17 protein-coding genes and 2 pseudogenes are annotated in these 23,552 nt (G+C 63.7%); 5 read left to right on the plus strand and 14 right to left on the minus strand.

Annotated features, from left to right (window positions below; all coding sequences use genetic code 11):
- Nucleotides 1-309 precede the first annotated feature (309 nt).
- From AC3RCP_RS17270 to AC3RCP_RS17280, 3 genes and pseudogenes are all read right to left on the minus strand, one after another.
- Nucleotides 310-456: pseudogene (locus AC3RCP_RS17270) on the minus strand (cupin domain-containing protein); the annotation flags it as partial.
- Between the two features lie 42 nt (nucleotides 457-498).
- Nucleotides 499-1,905, minus strand: a complete 1,407-nt coding sequence (locus tag AC3RCP_RS17275; protein WP_492571316.1) for an NAD(P)/FAD-dependent oxidoreductase — start codon at nucleotides 1,903-1,905, stop codon at nucleotides 499-501.
- A 51-nt stretch (nucleotides 1,906-1,956) separates the two neighbouring features.
- Nucleotides 1,957-2,772: a helix-turn-helix domain-containing protein gene (locus tag AC3RCP_RS17280; protein ID WP_007924807.1), complete on the minus strand. Its 816-nt coding sequence runs from the start codon at nucleotides 2,770-2,772 to the stop codon at nucleotides 1,957-1,959.
- A gap of 287 nt (nucleotides 2,773-3,059) precedes the next feature.
- On the opposite strand from AC3RCP_RS17280, the gene AC3RCP_RS17285 reads away from it, so the two are divergent.
- On the plus strand, nucleotides 3,060-3,329 hold the full coding sequence (locus tag AC3RCP_RS17285) for a DUF1652 domain-containing protein (protein WP_007924808.1): 270 nt from the start codon (nucleotides 3,060-3,062) through the stop codon (nucleotides 3,327-3,329).
- A gap of 66 nt (nucleotides 3,330-3,395) precedes the next feature.
- Here AC3RCP_RS17285 and AC3RCP_RS17290 read toward each other — a convergent pair whose 3' ends face one another.
- Nucleotides 3,396-5,855, minus strand: coding sequence for a UvrD-helicase domain-containing protein (locus AC3RCP_RS17290; RefSeq protein ID WP_492571315.1), 2,460 nt, complete (start codon nucleotides 5,853-5,855; stop codon nucleotides 3,396-3,398).
- A 277-nt stretch (nucleotides 5,856-6,132) separates the two neighbouring features.
- On the opposite strand from AC3RCP_RS17290, the gene AC3RCP_RS17295 reads away from it, so the two are divergent.
- Complete coding sequence (locus AC3RCP_RS17295; protein WP_492571314.1) at nucleotides 6,133-6,828, plus strand: pirin family protein; 696 nt, start codon at nucleotides 6,133-6,135, stop codon at nucleotides 6,826-6,828.
- 212 nt (nucleotides 6,829-7,040) lie between these two features.
- Here the strand turns inward: AC3RCP_RS17295 and pgm are convergent, their stop codons facing one another.
- On the minus strand, nucleotides 7,041-8,684 hold the full coding sequence (gene pgm, locus AC3RCP_RS17300) for a phosphoglucomutase (alpha-D-glucose-1,6-bisphosphate-dependent) (RefSeq protein ID WP_492571313.1): 1,644 nt from the start codon (nucleotides 8,682-8,684) through the stop codon (nucleotides 7,041-7,043).
- Between the two features lie 227 nt (nucleotides 8,685-8,911).
- Nucleotides 8,912-9,934, minus strand: a complete 1,023-nt coding sequence (locus AC3RCP_RS17305) for a zinc-dependent alcohol dehydrogenase family protein (RefSeq protein WP_009044099.1) — start codon at nucleotides 9,932-9,934, stop codon at nucleotides 8,912-8,914.
- Between the two features lie 270 nt (nucleotides 9,935-10,204).
- Here AC3RCP_RS17305 and AC3RCP_RS17310 point away from each other — a divergent pair, with 270 nt between their 5' ends.
- Complete coding sequence (locus AC3RCP_RS17310; protein ID WP_007924813.1) at nucleotides 10,205-11,119, plus strand: LysR family transcriptional regulator; 915 nt, start codon at nucleotides 10,205-10,207, stop codon at nucleotides 11,117-11,119.
- Nucleotides 11,120-11,341: 222 nt separating this feature from the next.
- Here the strand turns inward: AC3RCP_RS17310 and AC3RCP_RS17315 are convergent, their stop codons facing one another.
- Genes AC3RCP_RS17315 through AC3RCP_RS17325 form a run of 3 tightly spaced genes read right to left on the minus strand, consistent with a single transcriptional unit; the run spans nucleotide 11,342 to nucleotide 15,448 of the window.
- Nucleotides 11,342-12,682: an MFS transporter gene (locus AC3RCP_RS17315; protein WP_492571312.1), complete on the minus strand. Its 1,341-nt coding sequence runs from the start codon at nucleotides 12,680-12,682 to the stop codon at nucleotides 11,342-11,344.
- Nucleotides 12,683-12,725: 43 nt separating this feature from the next.
- On the minus strand, nucleotides 12,726-14,267 hold the full coding sequence (locus AC3RCP_RS17320) for a class I adenylate-forming enzyme family protein (RefSeq protein ID WP_492571311.1): 1,542 nt from the start codon (nucleotides 14,265-14,267) through the stop codon (nucleotides 12,726-12,728).
- A 2-nt stretch (nucleotides 14,268-14,269) separates the two neighbouring features.
- Complete coding sequence (locus AC3RCP_RS17325) at nucleotides 14,270-15,448, minus strand: acetyl-CoA acetyltransferase (protein ID WP_492571310.1); 1,179 nt, start codon at nucleotides 15,446-15,448, stop codon at nucleotides 14,270-14,272.
- Between the two features lie 147 nt (nucleotides 15,449-15,595).
- Here AC3RCP_RS17325 and AC3RCP_RS17330 point away from each other — a divergent pair, with 147 nt between their 5' ends.
- Nucleotides 15,596-16,168 carry a LuxR C-terminal-related transcriptional regulator gene (locus AC3RCP_RS17330; RefSeq protein WP_007924818.1) on the plus strand — a complete coding sequence of 191 codons (573 nt, stop codon included), beginning with the start codon at nucleotides 15,596-15,598 and terminating at the stop codon, nucleotides 16,166-16,168.
- A 283-nt stretch (nucleotides 16,169-16,451) separates the two neighbouring features.
- Here AC3RCP_RS17330 and AC3RCP_RS17335 read toward each other — a convergent pair.
- Together AC3RCP_RS17335 and AC3RCP_RS17340 are read right to left on the minus strand one after the other, a co-directional pair.
- Nucleotides 16,452-17,462: pseudogene (locus AC3RCP_RS17335) on the minus strand (chitinase); the annotation flags it as partial.
- Nucleotides 17,463-17,499: 37 nt separating this feature from the next.
- Nucleotides 17,500-18,135: a lytic polysaccharide monooxygenase auxiliary activity family 9 protein gene (locus AC3RCP_RS17340; RefSeq protein ID WP_101338147.1), complete on the minus strand. Its 636-nt coding sequence runs from the start codon at nucleotides 18,133-18,135 to the stop codon at nucleotides 17,500-17,502.
- A gap of 350 nt (nucleotides 18,136-18,485) precedes the next feature.
- Here AC3RCP_RS17340 and AC3RCP_RS17345 point away from each other — a divergent pair, with 350 nt between their 5' ends.
- Nucleotides 18,486-19,397 carry a LysR substrate-binding domain-containing protein gene (locus tag AC3RCP_RS17345; protein WP_087090699.1) on the plus strand — a complete coding sequence of 304 codons (912 nt, stop codon included), beginning with the start codon at nucleotides 18,486-18,488 and terminating at the stop codon, nucleotides 19,395-19,397.
- 238 nt (nucleotides 19,398-19,635) lie between these two features.
- On the opposite strand, the gene AC3RCP_RS17350 is transcribed toward AC3RCP_RS17345, so the two are convergent.
- Genes AC3RCP_RS17350 through AC3RCP_RS17360 form a run of 3 tightly spaced genes read right to left on the minus strand, consistent with a single transcriptional unit; the run spans nucleotide 19,636 to nucleotide 23,545 of the window.
- The gene (locus tag AC3RCP_RS17350) at nucleotides 19,636-20,676 is read right to left on the minus strand and encodes an ABC transporter substrate-binding protein (protein WP_007924822.1); all 1,041 of its coding nucleotides are present in this window, start codon (nucleotides 20,674-20,676) and stop codon (nucleotides 19,636-19,638) included.
- A 53-nt stretch (nucleotides 20,677-20,729) separates the two neighbouring features.
- Nucleotides 20,730-22,112, minus strand: coding sequence for an aspartate aminotransferase family protein (locus tag AC3RCP_RS17355; RefSeq protein WP_492571309.1), 1,383 nt, complete (start codon nucleotides 22,110-22,112; stop codon nucleotides 20,730-20,732).
- Nucleotides 22,109-23,545: an APC family permease gene (locus tag AC3RCP_RS17360; RefSeq protein ID WP_492571308.1), complete on the minus strand. Its 1,437-nt coding sequence runs from the start codon at nucleotides 23,543-23,545 to the stop codon at nucleotides 22,109-22,111. Before AC3RCP_RS17360 ends, AC3RCP_RS17355 begins: the two co-directional genes overlap by 4 nt.
- Nucleotides 23,546-23,552 lie beyond the last annotated feature (7 nt).

Here is a 23,552-nt window from a genome sequence, read left to right on the forward strand (position 1 = left end):
CGCCAGTCTCCGTGCATCCGTGCAAGAGGCACATCAATGTGCTTGTGAGATTTAGACTCTAGCCTGCCGGAAAAGCGACGCAAATTCTGTTTCCGAATTAACAAACTAAAACGCAAAGGCATTCGGTATAACGAAAAGTCAGTTTGTCGACCTGGGTGATGTTCGCAACATTGGCGGCGATCACCGCCACACGCTATGCGCCAGGCCCACCGATGGGCATCGGTGCGAGCCACCAGCTCGCCCAGGACATCTGTAGTGGGGACGTACAACATGTTTCCTGCTTAGGGGGCTCAATCTCCTCTATTTCCAGACAAGAAGTGCCCGCCAGCGCCCGGGCGTGCACTCCCAGATGCCGGTTTCGACGCCGTCGTTGCGCTCGACGCAGGTCACCGAAGTCACGGCGACCGGGCTGCCCAGGGGCACGGCCAGCGGAGTCGATTGCTCCAGGGTGACGATGGCGCTACCTGTCGATGGAAAAAACCGCTGTCAAAAACCTGATTAGTGCATCAGGCCTTCCATGAAGCCCGCCACCCGGCTGGCCAGCCGCCGGCGCCAGCGCGGCGTGGCCGGGTTGGCCAGGGCCTGGTCTTCATGGACGAAGCTGCGAATGATCGCGTTGTAGCCCAGCCAGCGGCACGGCTCCGGCTCCCAGGCGCGCAAGGCGTCGAGGCCGCCCTCGGGGATCACCCAGGGCTGGCGGGTCAGCTCACTGTCGCGTTCGAGGATCAGCGCGGCCAGGGTCCGCCCGCCGAGGTTGCTGGCGCCCACGCCTTCGCCGCCGTAGCCGCCGGACAAGGCGATGCCGCGCTGGCGGTCGCAGAGCATGTGCGGCCGAAAGTGCCGGGACATGCCCAGGTTGCCGCCCCAGGAATGGGTGATCCGCACGTTTTTCAGCTGCGGGAAAAGCTCACTGAACAGGTAGCGCCGCAGCTCGACTTCACTGCGGGTCAGGTCGAAGTCGTGACGCAGCTTGCCGGCGAACTGATAACCGCCACGGGCGCCGAACACCAGGCGGTTATCCGCGGTGCGCTGGCCGTAGGTCACCTGACGACTGCTTTCGCTGAACGCCTGGCCCTGGTTCAGGCCGATCTCGTCCCAGGTCGCGGCCGACAAAGGCTCGGTGGCCACCAGCAGGCTTTGCACCGGCAGCTGGTAATGGCCCAGGGGCGGCAAGGTCACCGAATAGCCCTCCACCGCCGGCACTATCCAGCGGCAACGCACGCTGGCCCTGGCGGTTTGCAGGCTGCCGGCCTGCCAGTGGCTGACCGGGCTGTTTTCGTAGATCGGCACGCCCAGGCGCTCCACGGCCCGGGCCAGGCCGCGCACCAGCTTGGCCGGCTGGATGGTCGCGCAATGGGGCGCGTAGATGCCGCCGTAGGCCTTGGCCACGCGGATCTGCCGGGCCAGTTGCTCGGGGCTCAGCCAGCGGTAGTCGCGCTCGTCGAGGCCCTGGCGGTAGAGCGTGTCCAGGTAGCGGCGCTGGGTGATTTCCTGCTCGGGGTAACGCGCCGCGCAATACAGCACCCCGCCCTTACGGTAATCGCAGTCGATGCCTTCACGTTCAAGGACGCTGGCCACTTCATCGGGAATACCGTGCAGCAGGTCGAAGGAAGCGCGGCGCTGTTCGGGGCTCAGCCCGGCCAGCAACCGGTCCTCCCCCAAAAGGTTGCCCATCAGCCAGCCGCCGTTGCGCCCGGAGGCGCCGAAGCCGGCGGTCTGCGCCTCGACGATGGCGATGTTCAGGGTCGGCGCCAGGCGCTTGAGGTAATAGGCGGTCCACAGCCCGGTATAACCGGCGCCGATGATCGCCACGTCGACATCCAGGTCCTGCTCCAGCGACGGCCGGGCCAGCAGCGGCTCGTCGAGTTGATCCATCCACAAACTGATATTGCGCCACGCTGGCATACACGCACTCCGCCACCCGAACTTCGATGGCGTCGATCCTAGTGCCTGGGCTCAGGGGTTGTCTTGCGCGCGTGCACGCAAAGAAATTTGCTTGGCGTAGGCCTTGGGCGACAGGCCGGTGTGCTGGCGGAAACAGCTGTAGAACGCCGACAGCGAGTTGAAGCCAGCGGCGAACGCCAGCTCGTCGATGCGCACCGGCGGCGTCGCCTGGTCCAGCGCCGCCAGCAGATGCTGCAGGCGCGCCTGGTTCACATAGCGGTAGAAGCTCTGCCCCAGCACCTGGTTGAGCAGGTAGGAGATCTGGTTGCGGCTGTAGCCGCACTCCTTCGCCACCCGCTGCAGGTCCAGTTCCGGGTCGAGGTACGGCTGCTGGCGCTCGAAGTACTGCTGCAGGTCCTCGGCCATGAAACTCAGCTGGCGCGGCGACAGCCCCAGGCGGCTGACCGCCGGCCGCGCGCTGCCTTGGGCCTTGCCCGACACAGCCTCGCGCACCAGCGAGGCGTATTCGTTGACCCGCCAGATCAGGCCGTCGCGCACGGTGATCGCCTCGCTGGCGCGAAACGACACCAGGCCCTGCCCGCCACGCAGAGTCACCTGGTATTGAATGAACGCGGTGTTGCCATCCAGACGGATGCGGTCGCTGTGCTCCAGGGCCTCATCGGGCGCGCGCGGCATGCTGTTGCGCACGTATTCGCGCAACTCGTCCAGGCCCAGGGTGCGGTTCTGGAAAAAGTCGTTGTACTGGATTTGCGGGTGATACAGCGCCATGACGCCATCGAGGTCGCGGTGCTTCCAGCACAGGTGATAGCGCAGCACCGTCTCGCCGGTGGCCTGGGTTTGCGCCGGGCCATCATCAAGGGAAGACATAGGGGCAGATACAACGGCTCAGGGGACGGAAAGGCGCAGCTTGCCGAAGTTCGTCCAGCGCTTCAATGGCCAATGCATGGCCCCTGGATACTGGCGTTTTGCCTAAATCGCAGGCGGAAATGACCTGCATCAAAAAAGTGCCAGACAATCGCCAAACGGCCTGAAAAAAACCGTTGAATGTCATATCCCGGTGCTATTTTTAAAAGCTCCACAGGTTGGTCCAGTGACGGTCCTTCCGTACCTACCGCGAGCACAAGGAAGCGCTCAATGATCAAGGTGGGCAATCCATGAATAGAGTCTCCGCCAGTAAAGTCACCTTTCCCAACGCCTGCCAGCTGATGCGCTGGCATTTTCACCCCATGGGCTTCGAGGCCAGCATGGATGCACCCGGCAGCATGATCGCCCGGCTCTTCGATCGTGCCAGCGGCGAGACCATGATCGCCATTGCCGGCATCCCCTGCGCCACCGTGATGAACGCCACCGATGTCGAGCGAATAATCGAGGCGGTGGAAGACGAGCTGGAGGCTTTCATGCCGCCACTCGCGCTGAAAGCCTAAGGTCGCTCTGCTCCTGGCCCCAGGCCACTCCAGACTGTTTTCAAGCCCGCCATCGCGCGGGCTTTTTCAGGCCCGCAGGTCGGCGAAGAACGGCTTGCCCTGGGGAACCCGGTCCGACGCCTTGGGTGCATTGGCCGCCTGGGTGTCCGGACGGTCCACATACCAGTAGCAATGTTTCACCGCCCGGGTGATTCCGACATAGGCCAGGCGCAAGGTCTCGTCCTTCTGCGCATTGTCGTAGGGCTCGCTGTCGCCATCCTTGCCCAGCCCGGCCATGCGATAGACCTGGTTCTTGTAGGGCGAACTGGTCAGGTGCTGGCAATCGCCCAACAGGAACACCGCATCCGCCTGCAAGCCCTTGGAGCTGTGATAGGTCAGTTGCTTGAGGCGTCGGTCCTCGGCTGGCAATCTAGAATCAACATTAACTATTGGTAAAATATGCTCTTCAATCAATGACTTATCGCTACTTTTTCGAAATAGCATCAAAATTGAATCGCCATTGCGATAGTGCTCCGCCAGCCGTGCTGCAAGCCCCTGGTCGTCGCGGTCCAGCACATTCACCGGCAACACTTCCTTGGGTTCGCCGCTGGCCTTGGCCTTCTTCCCGGCAATCGCCGGCGCCGCGCGGACGATATGTTCCGCAGCGTCGATGATGTGCTGATGGCTGCGATAGTTCTCGCTGAGCATCACTCGGGTGGTGGCCGGCGACGGGAATTCCTTGTTGAACTCCATGAAGAATTTCGGCGAACTGCCACGCCAGCCGTAGATCGACTGCCAGTCGTCCCCTACGCAGAGCAACGACGAGCGCTGTGCCCCGCGGCCGACATGCATGGCCGGCCCGCGACTGCGGATTTCGCGCAGGCTGGCGCGAATCCACGAGACGATCTGCGGCGAGACGTCCTGGAATTCGTCGATCATCAGGTGCGACATCGGCCGCAAGTGCTCATCGCTGAGCAGCTTGAAATTCTCCGGGGTGTTCTCGCCGAACAGCGCGAACATGCGGTTGTAGCTCATGATCGGCGGCGACTGGTCGAGCAGATGATCATCCAGCGCCCGCCAGAACAGGCTCAGGGCCTCGAAGAAAAAGCGGTCCGGGTCGTCCCGGGCAAATACCATCTGGCCCACGGCCACCGAGACGTCCAGCCCGAGGTTCTCGATAAACCCGGCCGCGGCGACAAAACAGTCCAGCAGCGGCGCCGAAGCCAGCTCACCCTTGACCTTGTAATCGAAGCCCGGCCCGGCGCTGGCATCCCCGGCCAGGGAAGACAGGACGCGCTTTGCCGAATCATAACTATCCAGCCAAATCATTGGCTTACGACAGAAAGCTTGAAACAGGGTGCGTTTTACCGCCCACTCCGCGCGCACCGAAAGCTTCGATCCGGGGCGACTCAACTGCGGGTTTTCCCGAGGGTCGAACCCCAGCACCACCCAGGCATCCAGCTCGGCGACGTAGCCATGGCAATGGAACTGCGAGCCGTTGATCTCGACCGTCTGCCGGTTCGGCTCGATGCCCTTGATCGGCCAGGCGCCGGCACGAAACCACAGGTCTTCCAGGGTGTCGCACAGCTCTTCGTCGCGCTTGGCCGCCAGTTCGGTCACGGCCATGCGTTTTTGCACGTCCGGGTGATCGCGCTCCAGCTCCTTGAGTTGCAGGGCATGGCGCAGCAACGGCTTGATCGCCTCGCGAAAACGCCCGTCACGCCGGTGCAAGGCGTGGTAACAGGCATTCAGGTGCTTGCGCTGGGCGTCGTTGATCCGCAGGTCGAAGGGATTGCTGTCGACCTCCAGGTCCCCCGCCACCGGACGATCGCTGAGGTTCTCGAACGCCTGCAGGCGCTCGAAACCCGGCAGGCTGCGGACCATCGGCAGGATGCGCGAGTGGAAGGTGCGCACCAGCTCCCGCGCCTGCTTGAGGCCCAGGGGCCGGCCCCAGAGCGCGAACACCTCCATCAGCTTGTTGATGAAGTCCTTGCGCGACTCGCGGGTGAAGGTCACCACGGTCATCGAGTCGAACTCGAAGCCCAGGTAATGATTGAGCAGCAGGATGCGCAGGACCAAGGAAGTCGACTTGCCCGCGCCAGCGCCGGCAATCACCGAGGTGGACGGGGTTTCGCTGAAGATCATCTTCCATTGCGCGCTGCTGGGTTGGGCATGGGCCGGCAGCAGGCGGCCAACGTCGGCCTTGATGCGCTTCTTCAGTTCGGCGCTCAGCGGCAGGCGCCAGTCGTCGAACAGATAATCGTCTACCCCGGGCGCCGGATGCTCGGTGGAGCGGCTGTCGCGAATCAGCAGGACCTGACGACCCTGCTCCAGACCTTCGGCCTTGCCCTCCTGGTAACCGTATTCCACCCCGGCGGTATGCCCGCTGCGAAAGCCGTCCGCCTGGCCATGCAACCAGGACGCGCGATGCTGGGCGCGCAAGCGACTGAGGCCATGACCGAAGAACCTGGCCGCCAAGCGCTTGAGCAGCGGCATTTCGGCCAGGGGCAAGAGTTCGGGAGGAAGATCGGGGGTGTGTTGCGGCACGCTGACTCCAGGGTGTGAGGCTGTGTGGGACGGTATGGTCGCTTCATTCGTCGATGACTTCTAGTGAAATGCTTACAGGTCATCCACTTAAGCCCCGAACTGAATGTTTGGAAGCAGAAGACAGACTACAAAATATATCTATTTATTAGATCCGATAACGGCGGTTTTTGCGCTTTTTATCGATGCTTTGCTGATGGATGATGAGCGCCATCAATCACCGGTCTCGTTCTGCGGCTCCACCAAGGCGCCCCATGACGAGCCCTGACAGGAGACGATCATGCTTGAACTCAGACCCTTCAAATCCCTGGGCGGCGCCCATCATGGCTGGTTGGATGCCCACCATCACTTTTCGTTCGCCGAGTACTACGACCCCAAACGCATGAACTGGGGCAACCTGCGCGTGTGGAACGACGACGTGATCGCTCCCGGCAGCGGTTTTCCGCAGCACCCGCACCGGGACATGGAAATCATCACCTACGTCCGTGAAGGTGCTATCACCCACCAGGACAACCTGGGCAACCAGGGCCGCACCGAGGCTGGCGACGTGCAGGTGATGAGCGCCGGTACCGGGATTGCCCACAGCGAATACAACCTGGAAGCCGGCGAAACCAGGATATTCCAGATCTGGATCATCCCCAACCAGGCCGGCTCCGCGCCGTCCTGGGGTGCCAAGCCGTTCCCCAAAGGCCAGCGCGAAGGTTTCGTGACCCTGGCCAGCGGCAAGCAAGGCGATGACCAGAGCCTGCGGATTCGTGCCGACGCGCGCCTGGTAGCCGCCAACCTGAAGGCCGGCGAGTCCGCCGAATACCCGCTGGACAAAGGGCGCCGGGCCTACCTGGTGCCCGCGACTGGGGTGATTGAAGTCAATGGCTTGCGCGCCGAAGCTCGAGACGGTGTCGCGGTGGAGGATGAACGCCTGCTGCGGGTCACCGCCCTCGAGGACAGCGAAATCGTCCTGGTGGACCTGGCCTGAGACAGCGAAGCAATGCTCCGTTTCTGTAGGAGCGAAGCTTGCTCGCGATGGGCTGCAAAGCAGCCCCGAAGCTGACTCCGCTCCAGTTGAAGATGGCCGTCGCTCAAACGGCAGCCAGCGCGGGCAAGCCTCGCTCCTACAAGACACAGCCGCAATAAAAAGGGGCGACCTTCTGGTCGCCCCTTTTTCATCTGCCGCGAAACGCCGCTGGATCAGCCGCTGATCGCGCCGTCCACCAGGGTCTGCGCTTCCTGCACCAATTGCTTCAGGTGATCGTCGCCGATAAAACTCTCGGCGTAGATCTTGTAGATGTCTTCGGTGCCCGATGGACGCGCGGCGAACCAGCCGTTCTCGGTCATGACCTTGAGGCCGCCGATCGCCTGGTCGTTGCCCGGCGCGTGGCTGAGGATCTTCTGGATGCTTTCGCCGGCCAGCTGGGTCGAGGTCACCTGCTCCGGCGACAACTTGCCGAGCAGCGCCTTCTGCTGCGGGTTGGCCTTGGCATCGACGCGCACCGAGAACGGCTCGCCCAACTCGTCGCACAAGGCACGGTAGGCCTGGCTCGGGTCGCGGCCGGTGCGGGCGGTCATTTCCGCGGCCAGCAAGGCCGGGATCAGGCCGTCCTTGTCGGTGCTCCAGACGCCGCCGTCCTTGCGCAGGAACGATGCACCGGCGCTCTCTTCACCGCCAAAGCCCAGGGAGCCGTCGAACAGGCCGTCGGCGAACCACTTGAAGCCCACCGGCACTTCGTACAGGCGACGACCCAGGCGCGCCGCCACACGGTCGATCAGGCCACTGCTGACCACGGTCTTGCCCACGGCCGCGTCGGCGCGCCAGTGCGGGCGGTTCTGGAACAGGTAGTCGATGGCCACCGCCAGGTAATTGTTCGGCGCCAGCAGGCCGCCAGTCGGGGTCACGATACCGTGGCGGTCGTGGTCCGGGTCGCAGCCGAAGGCCACGTCGAAACGATTCTTCAGGCCGATCAGGCCTTGCATCGCATAGCTGGACGACGGGTCCATGCGGATCTGGCCATCCCAGTCGACGGACATGAAACGGAAGGTGGCATCGACTTCCTTGTTGACCACTTCCAGATCCAGACGATAGTGCTCGGCAATCGCCGACCAGTAGCGCACCCCTGCTCCGCCCAGCGGATCGACGCCCAGGCGCAGCTTGGCGTTGCGGATAGCGTCCAGGTCGATGACGTTGATCAGGTCGGCGACATAGCTGTTGACGTAGTCGTGACTATGGGTGGTGTCGGCCTTCAGCGCCTGCTCGTAGCTGATGCGCTTCACTCCGGCCAGTTTGTTGGCCAGCAGCTCGTTGGCCTTGGCTTCGATCCACTTGGTGATGTGGGTATCGGCCGGGCCGCCGTTGGTGGGGTTGTACTTGTAGCCACCGCTTTGTGGCGGGTTGTGCGACGGGGTGATCACGATGCCGTCGGCCAGGCCGCTGGTGCGGCCGCGGTTGTAGCAGAGAATCGCGTGGGACACCGCCGGTGTCGGGGTGTACTCGTCGCCCGCGGCGATCATCACGGTCACGCCGTTGGCGGCCAGCACTTCCAGGGCGCTCGCGCCGGCCGGGGTGGACAAGGCGTGGGTATCGATGCCGACAAACAGCGGGCCATCGATACCCTGGGCCTGGCGATACAGGCAGATCGCCTGGCTGATGGCGAGGACATGCCATTCATTGAAACTCAGGTCGAACGAGCTGCCACGATGCCCCGAGGTGCCGAAGGCGACCCGCTGGGTAGAGATGGCGGCATCGGGCTGGCCGGTGTAGTAGGCCGTTACCAGTCGCGGAAGATCGACCAGCAATTCTGTCGGTGCCGGTTTGCCCGCAAAAGGACTGAGTGTCATGCAAAACCTCGGGAAATGGATGGTTCGGTGAGTGCTGCGCAGTTTACTGGCAGTTTGACCGCAACGCGACGGGATCTATCCGTGGAGGCTTGCACAATCGGCAGGTGCAGCTAGGCCATGCTCGGCTGCTGCACAGAGGCTGCTCAGGATCGAGACGGGAATAAGGAAGGGAGTGACTGCGAGGACAGAAACGCCAGAGTGCGCGATGGCGAACCCTGGCGTCAGGATCAGGCCGGTTCGACCTGCAGTGCGACCCGTTCGCGGCAAGGACACTCGTCCATGTAGCGGTGGGCTTCGACGAACTCGTTGAACGGGAAGATCCGGGTCTTCAGCGGCAGCAGCACACGGTCCGCCGTCAGCTGGTTGATGTCGCGCAAGGCGCGCTGCAAAGCCACCTGGTCCTGGATGATACCCAGCTCGGGCTTGCCGGTGAAGTTGCCGATGCAGTGCACGAAGAACTGGATGTTCTTCTGGAATGCCGCGCAGGCCGGGAACGGCGTCTGGTTGCCGCCTTGCAGGCCGTACAGCACCAGGCTACCGCGCGGCGCCAGGACGTCGCCGAGCATCGACATCTGCGGACCGCCCAGGCCATCGAACACCACGTCGACACCACGGTTGTCGGTGTATTTGTTGATCTGCATGAGCAGGTCCTGCTCTTCGGTGACGATGACTTTCTCGGCCCCCAGGGACAGCAGGTACTCACGCTCTTCAGCGGTCTTGGTCGCGGCAATCACCCGCACTCCGAGCGCCTTGCCCAGCTGGACAAAGGACGGACCGGCGCAGTGGCTGGCATCGGTGACCAGGGCGAACTGTCCGGGCTTGACCCGCGCCAGGTCGACATAGGCAAAGTAGGCCACCAGCAGCGGCGTGTAATGCACCGCGGCTTCCACCGGGCTGAGCACATCGGGATAGCGGGTCAACGCCGAGCGTGGCAGGACAATCAGCTCGCCATAGACCGGATAATCGTTCGGGCTTTCGGCCGGGAAGCTGGCAACCTTGTCGCCAATGGCCAGGTCGTCGACACCTTCGCCGACCGCAGTCACCACGCCGGCCATCTCATGGCCAAGGCCGGAAGGCAGGCGGGCATGGGAAGACGCCAGGTTCTGGCGCCAAAGGACGTCGTACCAACTGATGCCGATCGCTTCGACACGCACCTGCACTTCGCCTGGCGCAGGCAGAGCGGCCGCATGCTCTTCGCACTTGAGCACCTCGGCCGGACCAAACTTGTGAAAACGGATCGTGCGGGACATCGCAAACCTCGTCAAAGTAACCTCTAATGCCCTGAACTCTATCTGGGCTTTCCGGCCAAGACCATCAGTGACTATTAATAGTCGACATGCCTGTCATTGATTCCGCAGCACCTGCAACAACGGGGAAACAGCGTGCCGGAGCGAAGGGTTCCTTACAGGAAAAAACAATTAGCCGGTGCAGAGTAGCAGCCTTTCCCCGTAAGATTCATGCCGGCCATTGTTCTCATATGGCCGCTCTCGTCAAGTTTGCTGACTCTGCCAGGACTCAAGATGAATCGTAATGACCTGCGTCGTGTCGACCTGAACCTGTTGATCGTGTTCGAAACATTAATGCATGAACGCAGCGTGACCCGGGCGGCGGAGAAACTCTTCCTCGGCCAGCCGGCCATCAGTGCGGCGCTGTCGCGCCTGCGCAGCCTGTTCGACGATCCGCTGTTCGTGCGCACCGGGCGCAGCATGGAGCCGTCGGCCCGGGCGGTGGAAATCTTCGCCCTGCTCTCGCCCGCCCTCGACTCGATCTCCACCGCGGTCAGCCGCGCCGCCGAGTTCGACCCGGCGACCAGCACCGCGGTGTTCCGCATCGGCCTGTCCGACGACGTCGAGTTCGCCCTGCTGCCGATGCTGCTCAAGCGCCTGCGCGCCGAAGCGCCGGGGATCGTGCTGGTGGTGCGCCGCGCCAACTACCTGCTGATGCCGGCCCTGCTGGCCTCCGGCGAGATCTCCATCGGCGTCAGCTACACCCAGGACCTGCCGGCCAACGCCAAGCGCAAGGTGCTGCGCCGCAGCCTGCCCAAGCTGCTGCGGGCCGACAGCATGCCCGGCGCCCTGAGCCTCGATGACTTCTGCGCCCGCCCCCACGCCCTGGTGTCGTTCGCCGGCGACCTCAGTGGTTTTATCGATGAAGAACTGGAAAAACTCGGGCGCAAGCGTCACGTGGTGCTCGCGGTGCCGCAGTTCAACGGCCTGAGCACCCTGCTCACCGGCACCGACATCGTCGCCACCGTGCCGGACTACACCGCCGAAGCCCTGACCGCCGCCGGCGGCGTGCGCGCCGAAGACCCGCCCCTGCCGGTGCGCACCTTCGAACTGCATATGGCCTGGCGCGGCTCCCAGGACAACGACCCGGGCGAACGCTGGCTGCGCTCGCGGATTCAGATGTTCTTCGGCGACCCCGATAGCCTTTGATCCCTACACAAACCGGATCGTCTGCCATAGGCAAAAGGGCCAGTCCTGACTGGCCGCTCGCGAGACTTTCCTGTTTCCGTGCTGACACCGAGCGTTGCAGCTATGCGCTCGACCCGCCCGACGCCATTGCCCACCACTGACCCATACCGACGTCCTGGCCGCCAGGCCGCGATACGCGGCCGGGTGACGCCAGTCGGCCGGGGCCGGCGCTGACAGGTGGGCTTAAGCTTGCGGATTGACCAGGAGTTGCGCTGCCCCATGCCCCTGGTGCCGGACGTCGTGGGTACAGGCGACGAAGTCCTCCTTGCGCAGCACTACCAGGGCCAGCAGCGACGCGATCCCGGTCGCCACGTAGAAGTACCAGGGCGCGGTGATGTCGCCAGTGAGCTTGATCAGCCAGGTGGAAATCAGCGGCGCGCTGCCGCCGAACACCGCCACCGGGATGTTGTAGGCCACGGCGATGCCGGTGGAGCGGATGCGGGTCGGCAGCAGCTCGCTCATCAGGGCGTAGGTCGAGGACGCATAGAGCCCGAACAGGATCGCCACGGCCATCAGCGGCCAGAACAAGGTGGCCGGGGTCGCGTTGGGCGCTGTCTTGAAGAACCAGTACATGGCCAGGGTCGCCAGGGTACCGATCACCATCAGGAACGGCTTGCGCCCGTAGCGATCGGTGAAGGTGCCGCCGAAGGGCATGACCACCGCCGCCGAGAGGCTGGCGACGAATACATAGAGCAAGGTGGTGCCGCTGTCGAACTTGAGGGTGTTGGACATGTAGGTCGAGGCGAAGGTCAGCACCAGGTAGAAGATCGAGCTGTGCAGGGTAATGATGAAGAACACCAGGGCGATCGAGCGCTTCCACTGCCAGACCTCCCGCAGCGGCGCCTTGGAGGTCTGCCCGGCCTGCACCAGGGCCAGGAACTCCGGGCTGTCCTCCAGCTTCAGGCGGATATACAGCGAGATGAAGCCCAGGGGACCTGCGATCAGGAACGGGATCCGCCAGCCCCAGTCCTGCATCAGTTCGGCGCCCAGGGCCCAAGTCATGCCGTTGGCCACGGCGCCGCCCAGGAGCAGGCCGAGCACAGCGGTGACCATCAGCCAGCAGGTGGCGAATCCCCGGCGCCCGGGGCTGGCGTATTCGGAAATGAAGCTGGTGATGGTGCCGATCTCGCCACCGGCAGAGAAACCCTGCACACAGCGGACCAGCACCAGGATCACCGGCGCGGCGATGCCGATGCTGGCGTAGGTCGGCAACAGGCCCAGCAGGCAGGTGGAGCCGGCCATCATCACCAGCACCGTGATCAGGGTCTTGCGTCGGCCGATCTTGTCGGCCAGGGGGCCGAAGAACAGGCCGCCCAGGGGCCGGATGAAGAAGCTCAGGGCAAAGGCTGCGAAGCTTGCCAGAAGGCTGCTGGTGGGATCGTCGGAAACGAAGAAGGCCTTGCCGATGTACAAGGCCAGGAAACCGTAGACGCCATAGTCGTACCACTCGATCAAGTGGCCGGAAGTGGCGCCGATGAAGGCCCGGCGCCGCTGGCGCTGGGGGTTGGAAGGTGGCACGCCCATCGTGGGGACTCCTGTCGTAGTGCTATCCATGAAATGCCGCGCTTCAGAGGTTGCTCAAGGGCCCGGTGGGGTCCTGCAACCACTGGCGCAAGCGGGTCTTGAGAATCTTGCCATAGCTGTTCTTGGGCAGCTCGGCGCAAAACAGGTACTTCTTCGGCTTTTTGAACGAGGCCATGCGCGCCAGGAACCAATGGTTGAGCGCCTGCGCGTCGAGGTTGCCGGGCGAACGCAGGACCACGAAGGCCACCACCGACTCGCCCCACTGCGGGTCGGCCTCCCCCACCACACACACTTCGAATACCTCGGGGTGCTGGATCAGCACTTCCTCGACTTCCCGCGGGTAGATGTTGCTGCCGCCGGAGATGATCACATCCTTGCTGCGATCGGTCAGAGTCAGGTAACCCCGGTCATTCAGGAAACCGATGTCACCGGTGAGCAGCCAGCCGTCCACCAGGGCCTCCCGGGTGGCTTGCGGATTATCCCAGTACCCCTGCATCACCACAGCCCCGCGCACGGCGATTATCCCCCTCTCCCCGGCAGCCTGGGGTTGGCCCGCCGTATCCACCACGCGCACCTCAACGCAGGCGTGGGCACGCCCTACCGAGGCAGCAATGGTCGGCCAGTCAGCATGGCCGCGGTCGGCAATGGTCTCCCTGGACAGGGCGCTGATGGTCATTGGGCATTCGCCCTGGCCGTAGATCTGCACCAGCCGCGGGCCGAAGGTGTCCAGAGCCTGGGCGAGATCCGCCAGGTACATCGGGCCGCCGCCGTAGACGATGGTCTTGATCCCTTCGCCGCAATAGCCCTGCTGCCGGGCCTGCTGCACCATGCGCTTGAGCATGGTCGGCGCGGCAAACAGGCTGACCTGGCCCAGCGCCTGCGCCAGCTCGAACAATTCCGCCGCCTGGAACCCCTGGGACGTCGGCACCACATGCCGCGCGCCACAGCGCACATGGATGAAGTTGTAGAGGCCGGCGCCGTGAGACATCGGCGCGGCATAGACCACGGCGTCATCAGCGGCCACCGGATCCACGTCCAGCGGATAGCACAAGGACATGGCGATCAGGTTGCCATGGGACAACATCACCCCCTTGGGGCGCCCAGTGGTCCCGGAGGTGTAGAACAGCCAGGCCAGGTCGCTGTCCTCCCGCAGGTGCGGCTCTACCAGTTCATCACCCGGCACCCGGCCTTGCACGGCCAGCCCGGGCGCGGCCAGTTCGCGGCAGCCGGCCGGCAGGGTCGCGGTATCGAAGCTCTGGCCCTCATCGGTGTAGATCAGCCGGGCCCCGGCATTGCCGGCAATCCAGGCGGCTTCCAGTGCATGCAGCTTGCTGTTGATCGGAACCGCCACCGCCCCACTCCACCAGATGGCGTACAACAGTTCGAGATAACCGCAGCTGTTCTTCAGCAGCAGCGCCACTCGGTCGCCAGGCTCGATGCCGTACTCATGGCGCAGTTGCAGGGCGCGTGCCCTGGCCTGCTCGGCAAACGCCTGGTAGTCGGCGACCTGGCGGCGGCCCTCGAACAGAGCTCCCCGCCGCGGCCAGCGCTGGGCCGCATCGCGCAGCCAATGGGCGATGTTCATCCTCAGACCTTGACCGCTTGCAGGACGCTGGCGTAGTTGGCCACCGCCATGCCGCCCATGTTGAACAGCAAGCCGAACTCGGCACCGGGCACACCCAGGCCGATGGGTTTGCCGATCAGTTGGGCAAAGCCCAGGGCATGCATCGATACCCCGGTGGCCCCCACCGGATGCCCCTTGGCCTTGAGCCCGCCGGACAGGTTCACCGGCAGGCGTCCGCCCTGGCGCACGGTGCCGTCGTCGAGGGCCCGGTGCCCCTCGCCCCTGGGCGCCAGGCCCATGGCTTCGTAGATCAGCAATTCAGCGATGGTGAAGCAGTCGTGTACCTCAGCGAAACTCAGGTCGCCGAGGGTCACGCCGGCCTGGCGCAGGGCCCCGTGGATGGCCCGTCGCGGCCCCTCGAAGGCCAGCATGTCACGGCTCGACAAGGGCAGGAAATCGTTCACCTGGGTCATGGCACGAATCGCCACCTGACGTCGCATCGAACGGGCGCGCTGGGGCGAGGCCAGGATGATCGCCGCCGCACCGTCACTGATCAACGAGCAGTCGGTCAGGCGCAGTGGCGGTGCGATCAACGGGTTGCCCTGGGAAACGTTGTTGCAATGTTCAAAATCCATCACGCGGTGCATCTGCGCCAGGGGGTTGGCCATGGCATTGGCATGGTTTTTCACCGCGATCATGGCCATTGAGGACAACGGGTTGTGGTAACGGTCGGCGTACTGCTGCGCCACCCGGCCAAAAAGCTGGGCGAAACTCATGCCGGCCTCCTGGAGGGCGTTCTGGTAGCCGGCGCCGGCCAGGGCCCGGGTGACCTCGACGGTGCTGTTGCCGGTCATTTTCTCCGCGCCGACCACCAGTACCAGTTCGGCGGCGCCGCTGCGGATCGCGTTGATCCCGGCCTGGATCGCCGCCGAACCGGAGGCGCAGGCGTTCTCGCAGCGAGTGGCGGGCTTGAAGCGCAGTTGCGGATCGGCCTGGAGCATCAGCGAGGCGGGAAAACCGTCCGCCACCAGGCCGGAGTTGAAGTGCCCGAGAAACAGCGCGTCGATTTGTGCAGCCTCGATCTCAGCGTCTGCCAGGGCCTCGCGGGTAACCTGGACGATCAGGTCCTCGAGGTTCAGGCCGTCCAGACGACCGAAAGGACTATGGGCGGCAGCGACGATGGATACGGAATCGTGAACCATGTGATTTTCTTCTTCCTTGAAGCGGGTATTCCATACAATGATTCAACACCCGAATCACACGCTAGTTGGGGGAACTACGTACGGCAGTAAGTAGTCCCCCGCCCCCCAAAAAAGGGGCGCGCCGATAAACCCGAGGCAGGATGCCTGATGACCCTACACGCCCAGCAATTCCAGGACCTCGAGCGCCTGGCCTTCCAGGTTTCCCCCGCACCGCAGATGATCACCGGACATCGCCGGATGCTCGACTGCAACCAGGCCTTCGTACGCCTGTTCGGCTACGAGCGCGAACACTTGCAAGGCCACCTGACCCTGCTGTTGTACCCCTCCCAGGCCGACTACCAGAGCATCGGCGAACGCAGCGAGCACTGGCTGCGCAACGGACCCGGCACCTTCTACTCCGACGAACGCTTCATGCAGCATCGCAACGGCGAGGTGTTCTGGGCCCGCGCCCACGGTTTTTCCCTGACGGCCGAGGACCCGTTCAAGCTGATGGTCTGGCATTTCGAGCGCCTGGACCGCCAACCGGCGCCGATGATCCAGTTGACCCCGCGCGAACGGGAAATCTCGCTGCATATCGTCAATGGCCTGACCTGCAAGGAAGTGGCGCGCAAGCTGGGCATTTCCCACCGCACCGTGGAAGTCCACCGCGCCCGGCTGATGAAGAAACTTCAGGCCAAGAACAGCGCAGAACTGGTGTCGAAGATCATCTTCATCAGTTGAGCGCCTGCGCAAGCATGTCGCTGGCACTGATGCGCAGCAGCTGCAATGGCCCGATAGTCGGGCCCTCCACGCTGCCGTCCTCTGCCAGGACCTGGTGGACGGCCCCCATCTTGAAAGCCAAAAAAATCCGATGCCTTGCGACATCGGATTTTCATTGCTTGCCCTCAGCGATCAAGTCAAAAGGCTTGACTGTCGAGCATCCGGCACGTCTGCCGGAGGTCTCCTTGACCGAATGCTAGTGGGCGCTCTGCGGGTGGGGCTCCTCCTGCGTCGAGGAGGACAGCTTGCCACCGTTGATCAACGGCCCGTAGCGCCGGCTGAACTCCTGGTTGTAGGGCACGTGGTCCTTGTTGAACCCATTGTCCCAGTTGACCGACCAGGTCATCAGGCCCTTGATCGACAGCCCTTTGGCATGGAGGCGTTTGAACGCATTGGCAACGGCCGCCGGGTTGACCACGTATCCGGTGGCCGCGGCATCGACGTTGGCGGGCAGGCCAATGACGAATTTGTCAGCGGCAATCCTGGTGAAACCGCGAGTACCACTCACCAGGCTTTCGGTCAGGTAATAGAGGAAGTCCTCTTTCATGGCGTCGTTGTTCTGGGCGATCCAGGCTCCCTTGCCGTTGTTGGCCTCCTGAACCCAGAGGCCATCGCCGCCCTGGTTGTAGAACTGCGGCGCGATGAAGTCGTAGTAGCCTTCCAGCGCCTTGAGGTAGTCGACGTATCGACCGGCAGCGGTCAGGTAGGGGAACTCCGGCGCCATGCTGATGATGAAATGCTTGCCCTCGGCAGCATAGTGATCCTTGACCAGCTTCAACGCGGCCGGCAGGACGATCTTGTTGCTGGCAGAGTCAATCGCACTCTGTTCAAGATCGATGTCCAGCCCGTCAAAGCCGTAGGTTTCCACCAGGCGGATGATTTCATTGGCCAGGGGCTGTTCGTGGCCCGGGTTCAACGCGATATGAGCGTCGGCGCCCCCCAGGGACATCAGCACCGCCCTGCCCTGGCTGTTCAGCACGCCCACCTGGCGACGAAACTCGGCATCGGACAGGTTGTACGGCTTGAACGTCGGAATACCGCTGCCTTTCATGAACGCCACGGCCACCACGTTGTAGTCCCGGGGCACATCCTCCAGGTTCATATTGGCAAACTGCCCGCGCTGGTAGCCGTCCGAGGGGCCGGCCGGCCAGTTGTGCCAGTAGCCCATGAGGATTTTCTTGCCATCCAGGCTCGGCATCCGCGACGCGGCATCATCCTGCGTCGTTTTCAGTTGGGTAAAGTCAATCTTTGACATGTTCTAATCCTTCAGAACGTTTGGACGATCCGCAGACTTATTTGAAGTCGACGTCGAAGGCCTGATAGAAGGCGTTGCCGGTATTGGCCACGATCCACATCAGGACAATCACGTGACGGCCCTTTTTATTGGCTGGCAGCTTCACTTCGTGATCGACCTTGGCCTTCAGTTCGCCGGCATGGCTGTAGTAAGGCACCTGCGGATAGAAGTCCTCGGCGAAAGGTTGAGCATCCAGTTGGGCGCGGGTGATGCGCTGTTTCGGATCCCAGCCGTCCTTGGTGATCAGCCAGCGATAACCACGGGTGGTATGCGGTGCGGTGTACTGCCAGGTCACCTTGAAGATCTGACCGGGGTTGACGTTGAGCGTCGGCCAGGTGAAGGCGCGGCCGAGCTTCTTGCTCATCTCCTCATCGGTGAAGTTGACGCAGTCCCGGGCATCGGTCTTGCCACCGCTGAGGATGAAGCCATCGGCCGGCGGCACGTCGCTTGGGTTGTCCGTGTTGAACGGTGCAGGGAACGGACCCGCGGCCAGGGCCGGGAAGTTCTTGCCGCCTTCCATCTCATTGACCTGCCAACCGCCCAACAGGCCCAGGTCGATGGCGACTGCGCCGCGGGAGGCTGGGGAGGTGACGCGACCGTGGCGAAGCGGTGATTGGGTTTGTGGTTTGTTCATGTTTATTGCTCCATTGATTTAAGAAACTCTCCCTTTCCAAAGGAGAGGTCTTCAAATTAACCGAGCTGGATTTTCTGTCCACGCACCCATTTTTCGTTCCGCATCACACTGGCAGAGGAATCGCCTGAGAATACTGGATATATAACCAGTACACCTGGATTTCTCCTACCCTACTTGAAGTAAAAGTCCTACATGTCCAGGCGGCACCTGGAAGCTGTACCTCTACCCGCAAGCCTTTGCGGCACTGCGGCCTACCCAGCGAAAATATCCCCACTGCCGAGCAAAATCCGCTGCAGCGCCGGCCCGCGGAGCGGGTATCGTGGAGCAAAACCATCGGCCAGAGGTGCACTGTGGCGTCCTATTCCTTGCGTCAATTGAAGTATTTCGTCACCACCGTCGAATGTGGCAGCGTCGCCGAGGCGTCGCGCAAGCTGTATATCGCCCAGCCGTCGATCTCCACCGCGGTCAAGGGCCTGGAAGACAGCTTCGGCGTGCAGTTGCTGATCCGTCATCACGCCCAGGGCGTGTCCCTGACCCCGGGTGGCGCGCGTTTCTACCGCAAGGCCCAGGAACTGCTGCGCATGGCCCACGAGTTCGAGCAAAACGCCCTGGCCGACAACGATGTGGTGTGCGGGCAGATCGATATCGGTTGCTTCGAGACGGTCGCCCCGCTCTACCTGCCACGGCTGATCGCCGGCTTTCGCCAGCGTTTTCCGGGGGTGGAGATCCGCCTGCAGGACGGCGAGCAGCAGGAGCTGGTGCAGGGGTTGACCGGCGGGCGCTTCGACCTGGCGATCTTCTACGAGCACGACCTGGACAGCACCATCGAAACCGAGGCGCTGATGGCGCCGCAACGGCCGTATGCCCTGGTGCCGGCCGGGCACCGCTTTGCCGGGCAGTCCCAGGTGTCGCTGCGCGACCTGGTCCTGGAGCCGATGATCCTGCTGGATGTGCAGCCCAGCCGCACCTACTTCGTGAGCATCTTCGAGGAGTTGCAACTGACGCCGAATATCGTCTTCGGCTCGCCGTCGATCGAGATGGTGCGCGGCATGGTCGGCCAGGGGTTCGGCTTTGCCTTGCTGGTGACCAGGCCTCATGGCAACAGCACCTATGACGGCCAGGAAGTGGTCTGTGTGGAGATTGCCGAGGATGTCACCGGCTCGGCGCTGGTGGCCGGCTGGCTGAAACGGGCGCAGCTGACCAAGCCTGCGCAGTTGTTCGTCGATTACTGCAAGGAACAGTTCGCTGCGTGGTTGAAATAGCACCCCAGGTATAACCGAAGCCGGCTTGCCGGCGATGCGGCCAATGCAACACGCCTATCCAGGGTTGAACAGGTTATGGGCCAGCCCCGGGATCGCGGCCAATACCCAATCTGCATCTGTAGGAGCGCAGCTTGCTCGCGAAGCGTCGCATCAGGCACACCGCGTTGCCTCTATCGCCAGCAAGCTGGCTCCTACAAAGAGCGGGTGCCCTCCTTTACGAAGCTGGCGGCCATTGACCTCAGCGCGCCGCCCAGGCGTTGAAGCGCTGTTCCAGCTCCTCGCCATGGTCCACCCAGAACTCCGCGTCCACCGCCCGCGCCCCGGCCAGGTTGGCCTCGGCGGTGGGCAGCTGCCGTTGCACCGCCGCCGGCAGCAGCGCCAGCGCGTCACGGTGCACCGGCCCGTAGGGGATCTCCTCGGAGAACACCTTCTGGGTCTGCGGCTGGCTGGCGAAGGCGATGAAGTCTTCGGCCAGCGCCTTGTTCGGCGTGCCCTTGACCACCGCCCAGTACTCCGGGTCGTACAGGCTTTGCGGCCAGACGATGCTCAGTTTCATGCCTTCCTTCTGCGCCGAGGCGATCCGCCCGTTGTAGGCCGCGCTCATCACCACGTCCCCGGCGATCAGCCATTGCGGCGGCTGCGCGCCCGCCTCCCACCACTGGATATTGCCCTTGATCTGATCGAGCTTGGCGAACGCCCGGGTCACGCCCTCGGGAGTGCCTAGCACCTGGTACAGCTGGTCCGGCTTGACCCCGTCGGCGAGCAAGGCGATTTCCAGGGTGTACTTGGCGCCCTTGCGCAAGCCGCGCTTGCCGGGGAAGTCGGCGACGTTCCAGAAGTCCGCCCAGGAGGTCGGCGCCTTGGCCAGCTTGTCCTGGTCGTAGGCCATGACCATCGACCAGACATAGGTGGCCACCCCGCATTCGCTCAGGGTCCCCGGCACAAACCGCGCCGGGTCGCCAAAGCGCGCCGGGTCGAGGCGTTCGAACAGGCCTTCGTCACAGCCACGCAGCAGCTCCGGGCTTTCGACTTCGACCACGTCCCAGCTGGTATGGCCGACATCGACCATGGCCTTGATTTTCGACAGCTCACCGTTGTATTCGCCGGCGACCACGCGTCCTGCGCCGCTGGCGGTGAAAGGCTGGAAGTAGGCCTTGTCCTGGGCCTGCTTGGTGGCACCGCCAAAGGAGATGACGGTGAGGCTCTGCGGTGCGGCCGCAACCGCGGTGCACAACAGGGCCAGGGCAAAGGGAACACAGCAACGCAAGGATCTGGACATGTAGCGGTTCCTCGAATAGGCCGACGCGCCCGCGCGCGCCGGCCGCTTTGGGCTTACAGGTGACTGTATTCGCGGGCGGTCCTGTCTACGGCGGTACGGGTCTTGTCGACCAGTTCATCAATGTCGGCGTGGCTGGCCACCAGGGCCGGGGCCATGATCATCCGGCCCAGGGTCGAGCGGATGATCAGGCCCTCTTCGAAGCCGATGGTGCGGCAACGCCAGGCCATGTCGTTTTCGTTGGCGAAGCGCTTGCGGCTGGCCTTGTCTTCGGCGAACTGCAAGGCGGCGACCAGACCTGCACCCTGCACTTCGCCAATCAACGGATGGTTGTCGAACACCTCGCGCAGGCAGCGCTGCAGATACGGCCCGGTCTCGTGCTTGACCCGGCTGACGATGCCTTCGTCGCGCAGGGCCTTGAGGTTGGCGATGGCCACCGCCGCCGCCACCGGATGGCCGGAATAGGTCAGACCGTGGGCGAACACCCCGCCCTGCTCCACCAGTACCTCAGCCATGCGCCTGGAGAGGATCAGACCGCCCATGGGGATGTAGCCGCTGGTCAGGCCCTTGGCGATCGACAGGGTGTCGGGCTCGAAGCCGAAATGCTGGTGGGCGAACCACTCGCCGGTACGACCGAAACCGCCGATCACTTCGTCGGCGCACAGCAGCACGTCGTACTGGCGGCAAATGCGCTGGATTTCCGGCCAGTAGCTTTCTGGCGGGAAGATCATGCCGCCGGCGCCCTGAAACGGCTCGGCGACGAAGGCCGCGACATTCTCGGCGCCCAGTTCGAGGATCTTCTCCTCCAGTTGCCGCGCAGCGCGCAGGCCGAACTCGGCCGGGGTCAGGTCGCCTTCGTGGGCGAACCAGTACGGCTCGTCGATGTGCGCCACGTCCGGGATCACCCCGCCCATGTCGTGCATGAACTTCATCCCGCCCAGCGCCGTGGCGCCGAGGGTCGAGCCGTGGTAGCCGTTCCAGCGGCCGATCATGATCTTCTTCTGCGGCTTGCCGAGGATCTGCCAGTAGCGGCGCACGGTGCGGATCAGCACCTCGTTGGCCTCGGAGCCGGAGTTGGTGTAGATCGCGTGGCTGTAGTGCGCGGGCAGCAGGCTGAACAGCAGCTCCGACAGCTCGACCACCGCCGGGTGGGTGGTGTGGAAGAACATGTTGTAGTACGGCAGTTGCTCGAGCTGCTGACTGGCGGCCGCGGCCAGGTCCTTGCGACCGTAGCCGAGGTTGGTGCACCACAGGCCCGACATGCCGTCCAGGTAGCGCTTGCCGTCGTTGTCCCAGAGCGCCAGGCCCTCACCGCGCACGATCACCCGCGGCCCTTCGGCGTTCAGCGCCTTCTGATCGAGGAACGCATGAATGTGGTGCGCGGCATCCGCGGCCTGGTAGTCGCCGGTGCTGCGCACGGGTTTGATCTGAACGGTCATTGCGAGTCTCCTTGCGGTTTTTTATCGAGAGTGCCGAGCACGCTGGCCAGCGGCTCCGGCTTGAATAGTGGCTTGCCCATCACGCCCTTGATCCACAGCACGGCGATGATCGAGACGATCAGCAGCACGAGACCCGCATAGGCAAAAATCGAAAAGGTCATCTCCGGGCTGGGCGACACGTTCCAGATCGCAAACAGCATGCCGGCGATGCCGAACACCTGCGGCAAGGGGTAGAACGGCGTGCGGAACGGCCGCGCCACCTGCGGGTAGCGCCGGCGCAGGGCGATGACATTGACGTGGGTGATGATGTAGGCCAGCAGCCAGGCCAGGGCCGCCGAGAGCAACAGCTGGTTGATCGCATCGGCATGGTCGTGCATCAGCAGCAACGGCAGGCCAGTGACCGCGGCGATGAACAGCACCGCCACCCAGGGCGCGCCGGTGCGCTTGCCCTGGCGCTTGAACACGCCAAAGGCCTGGCCATTGCGAGCCATGCCGAACAGCATGCGCGGGATCGCTGCCAGCGAACTGTTGAGGGTGCTGCAGGTGGCGGTGATCGCGGCGGTCACCAGGAACACCTTGCCCGCCTCGCCGAACACCGTGGTGGCGAACAGGTAATGCGGCAGGCCGTTGCTGGCCAGTTCCGCCTGGGGCACGGTGAGCAAGGCGCCCAGGCCATACAGGCTGATGATCACGAAGATGATGGTCAGGCCGAGCATCATCGAGCCCGGGATATTGCGCTCCGGACGCCGGGTTTCTTCCACCAGCGGGCAGACGAACTCGGCGCCGACGAAGCCCCAGACCGCCATGGCCGTCAGGGCGATCACCCCCAGGCCCAGGGGGTTCCAGTGGGCGCTGTCGAACAGCGTCGGGTTGGGCACGACAATGTCGCTGTTCATCGCGCTCAGGCCCATCACCAGCAGGACCACGGTCATCACCACCGCCAGCACCGTCTGCAGGCGGGCGAAGATGTCGATGTTGAACAGGTTGAGCACGGTGAACAGCGCCAGTACCCCCAGGGCCACGGTCAGCGGCGGCATGGAGTGCGGGTAGACCTTGTCGATGATGAACTCAATCAGCAACAGCTCGGCCGACAAGGCGAACATCGCCACCACTATGTAGCCGGAAAAGGTCGCCAGGATCGCCGGGAACTGGCCGATGGCGACCTCGGTGTAAGTGCTCAGGCTGCCGGCGCGGGGGATCATCAGCGCCAGTTCGGAGAACGAACAGGCATAGCTCAGGGCCAACAGGTAGGCCAGGCCCAGGGGCACGATAAAGCCCAGGCCGGCCATGCCGACGCCTTGCAGCATCAGCACCATCACGCCTTGTGAGACCACCAGGCCGATGGCCACCGCCAACAGCGCGGTGAGGCCGAGTTTCTTGCGACTCGCGGACGGCGCCAGGGCGCCGGTTTGCACGCTTGCATTGCTGTTCATCGGTTGC

It is taken from the genome of Pseudomonas sp. GW822-FHT05A08 (assembly GCF_058800485.1).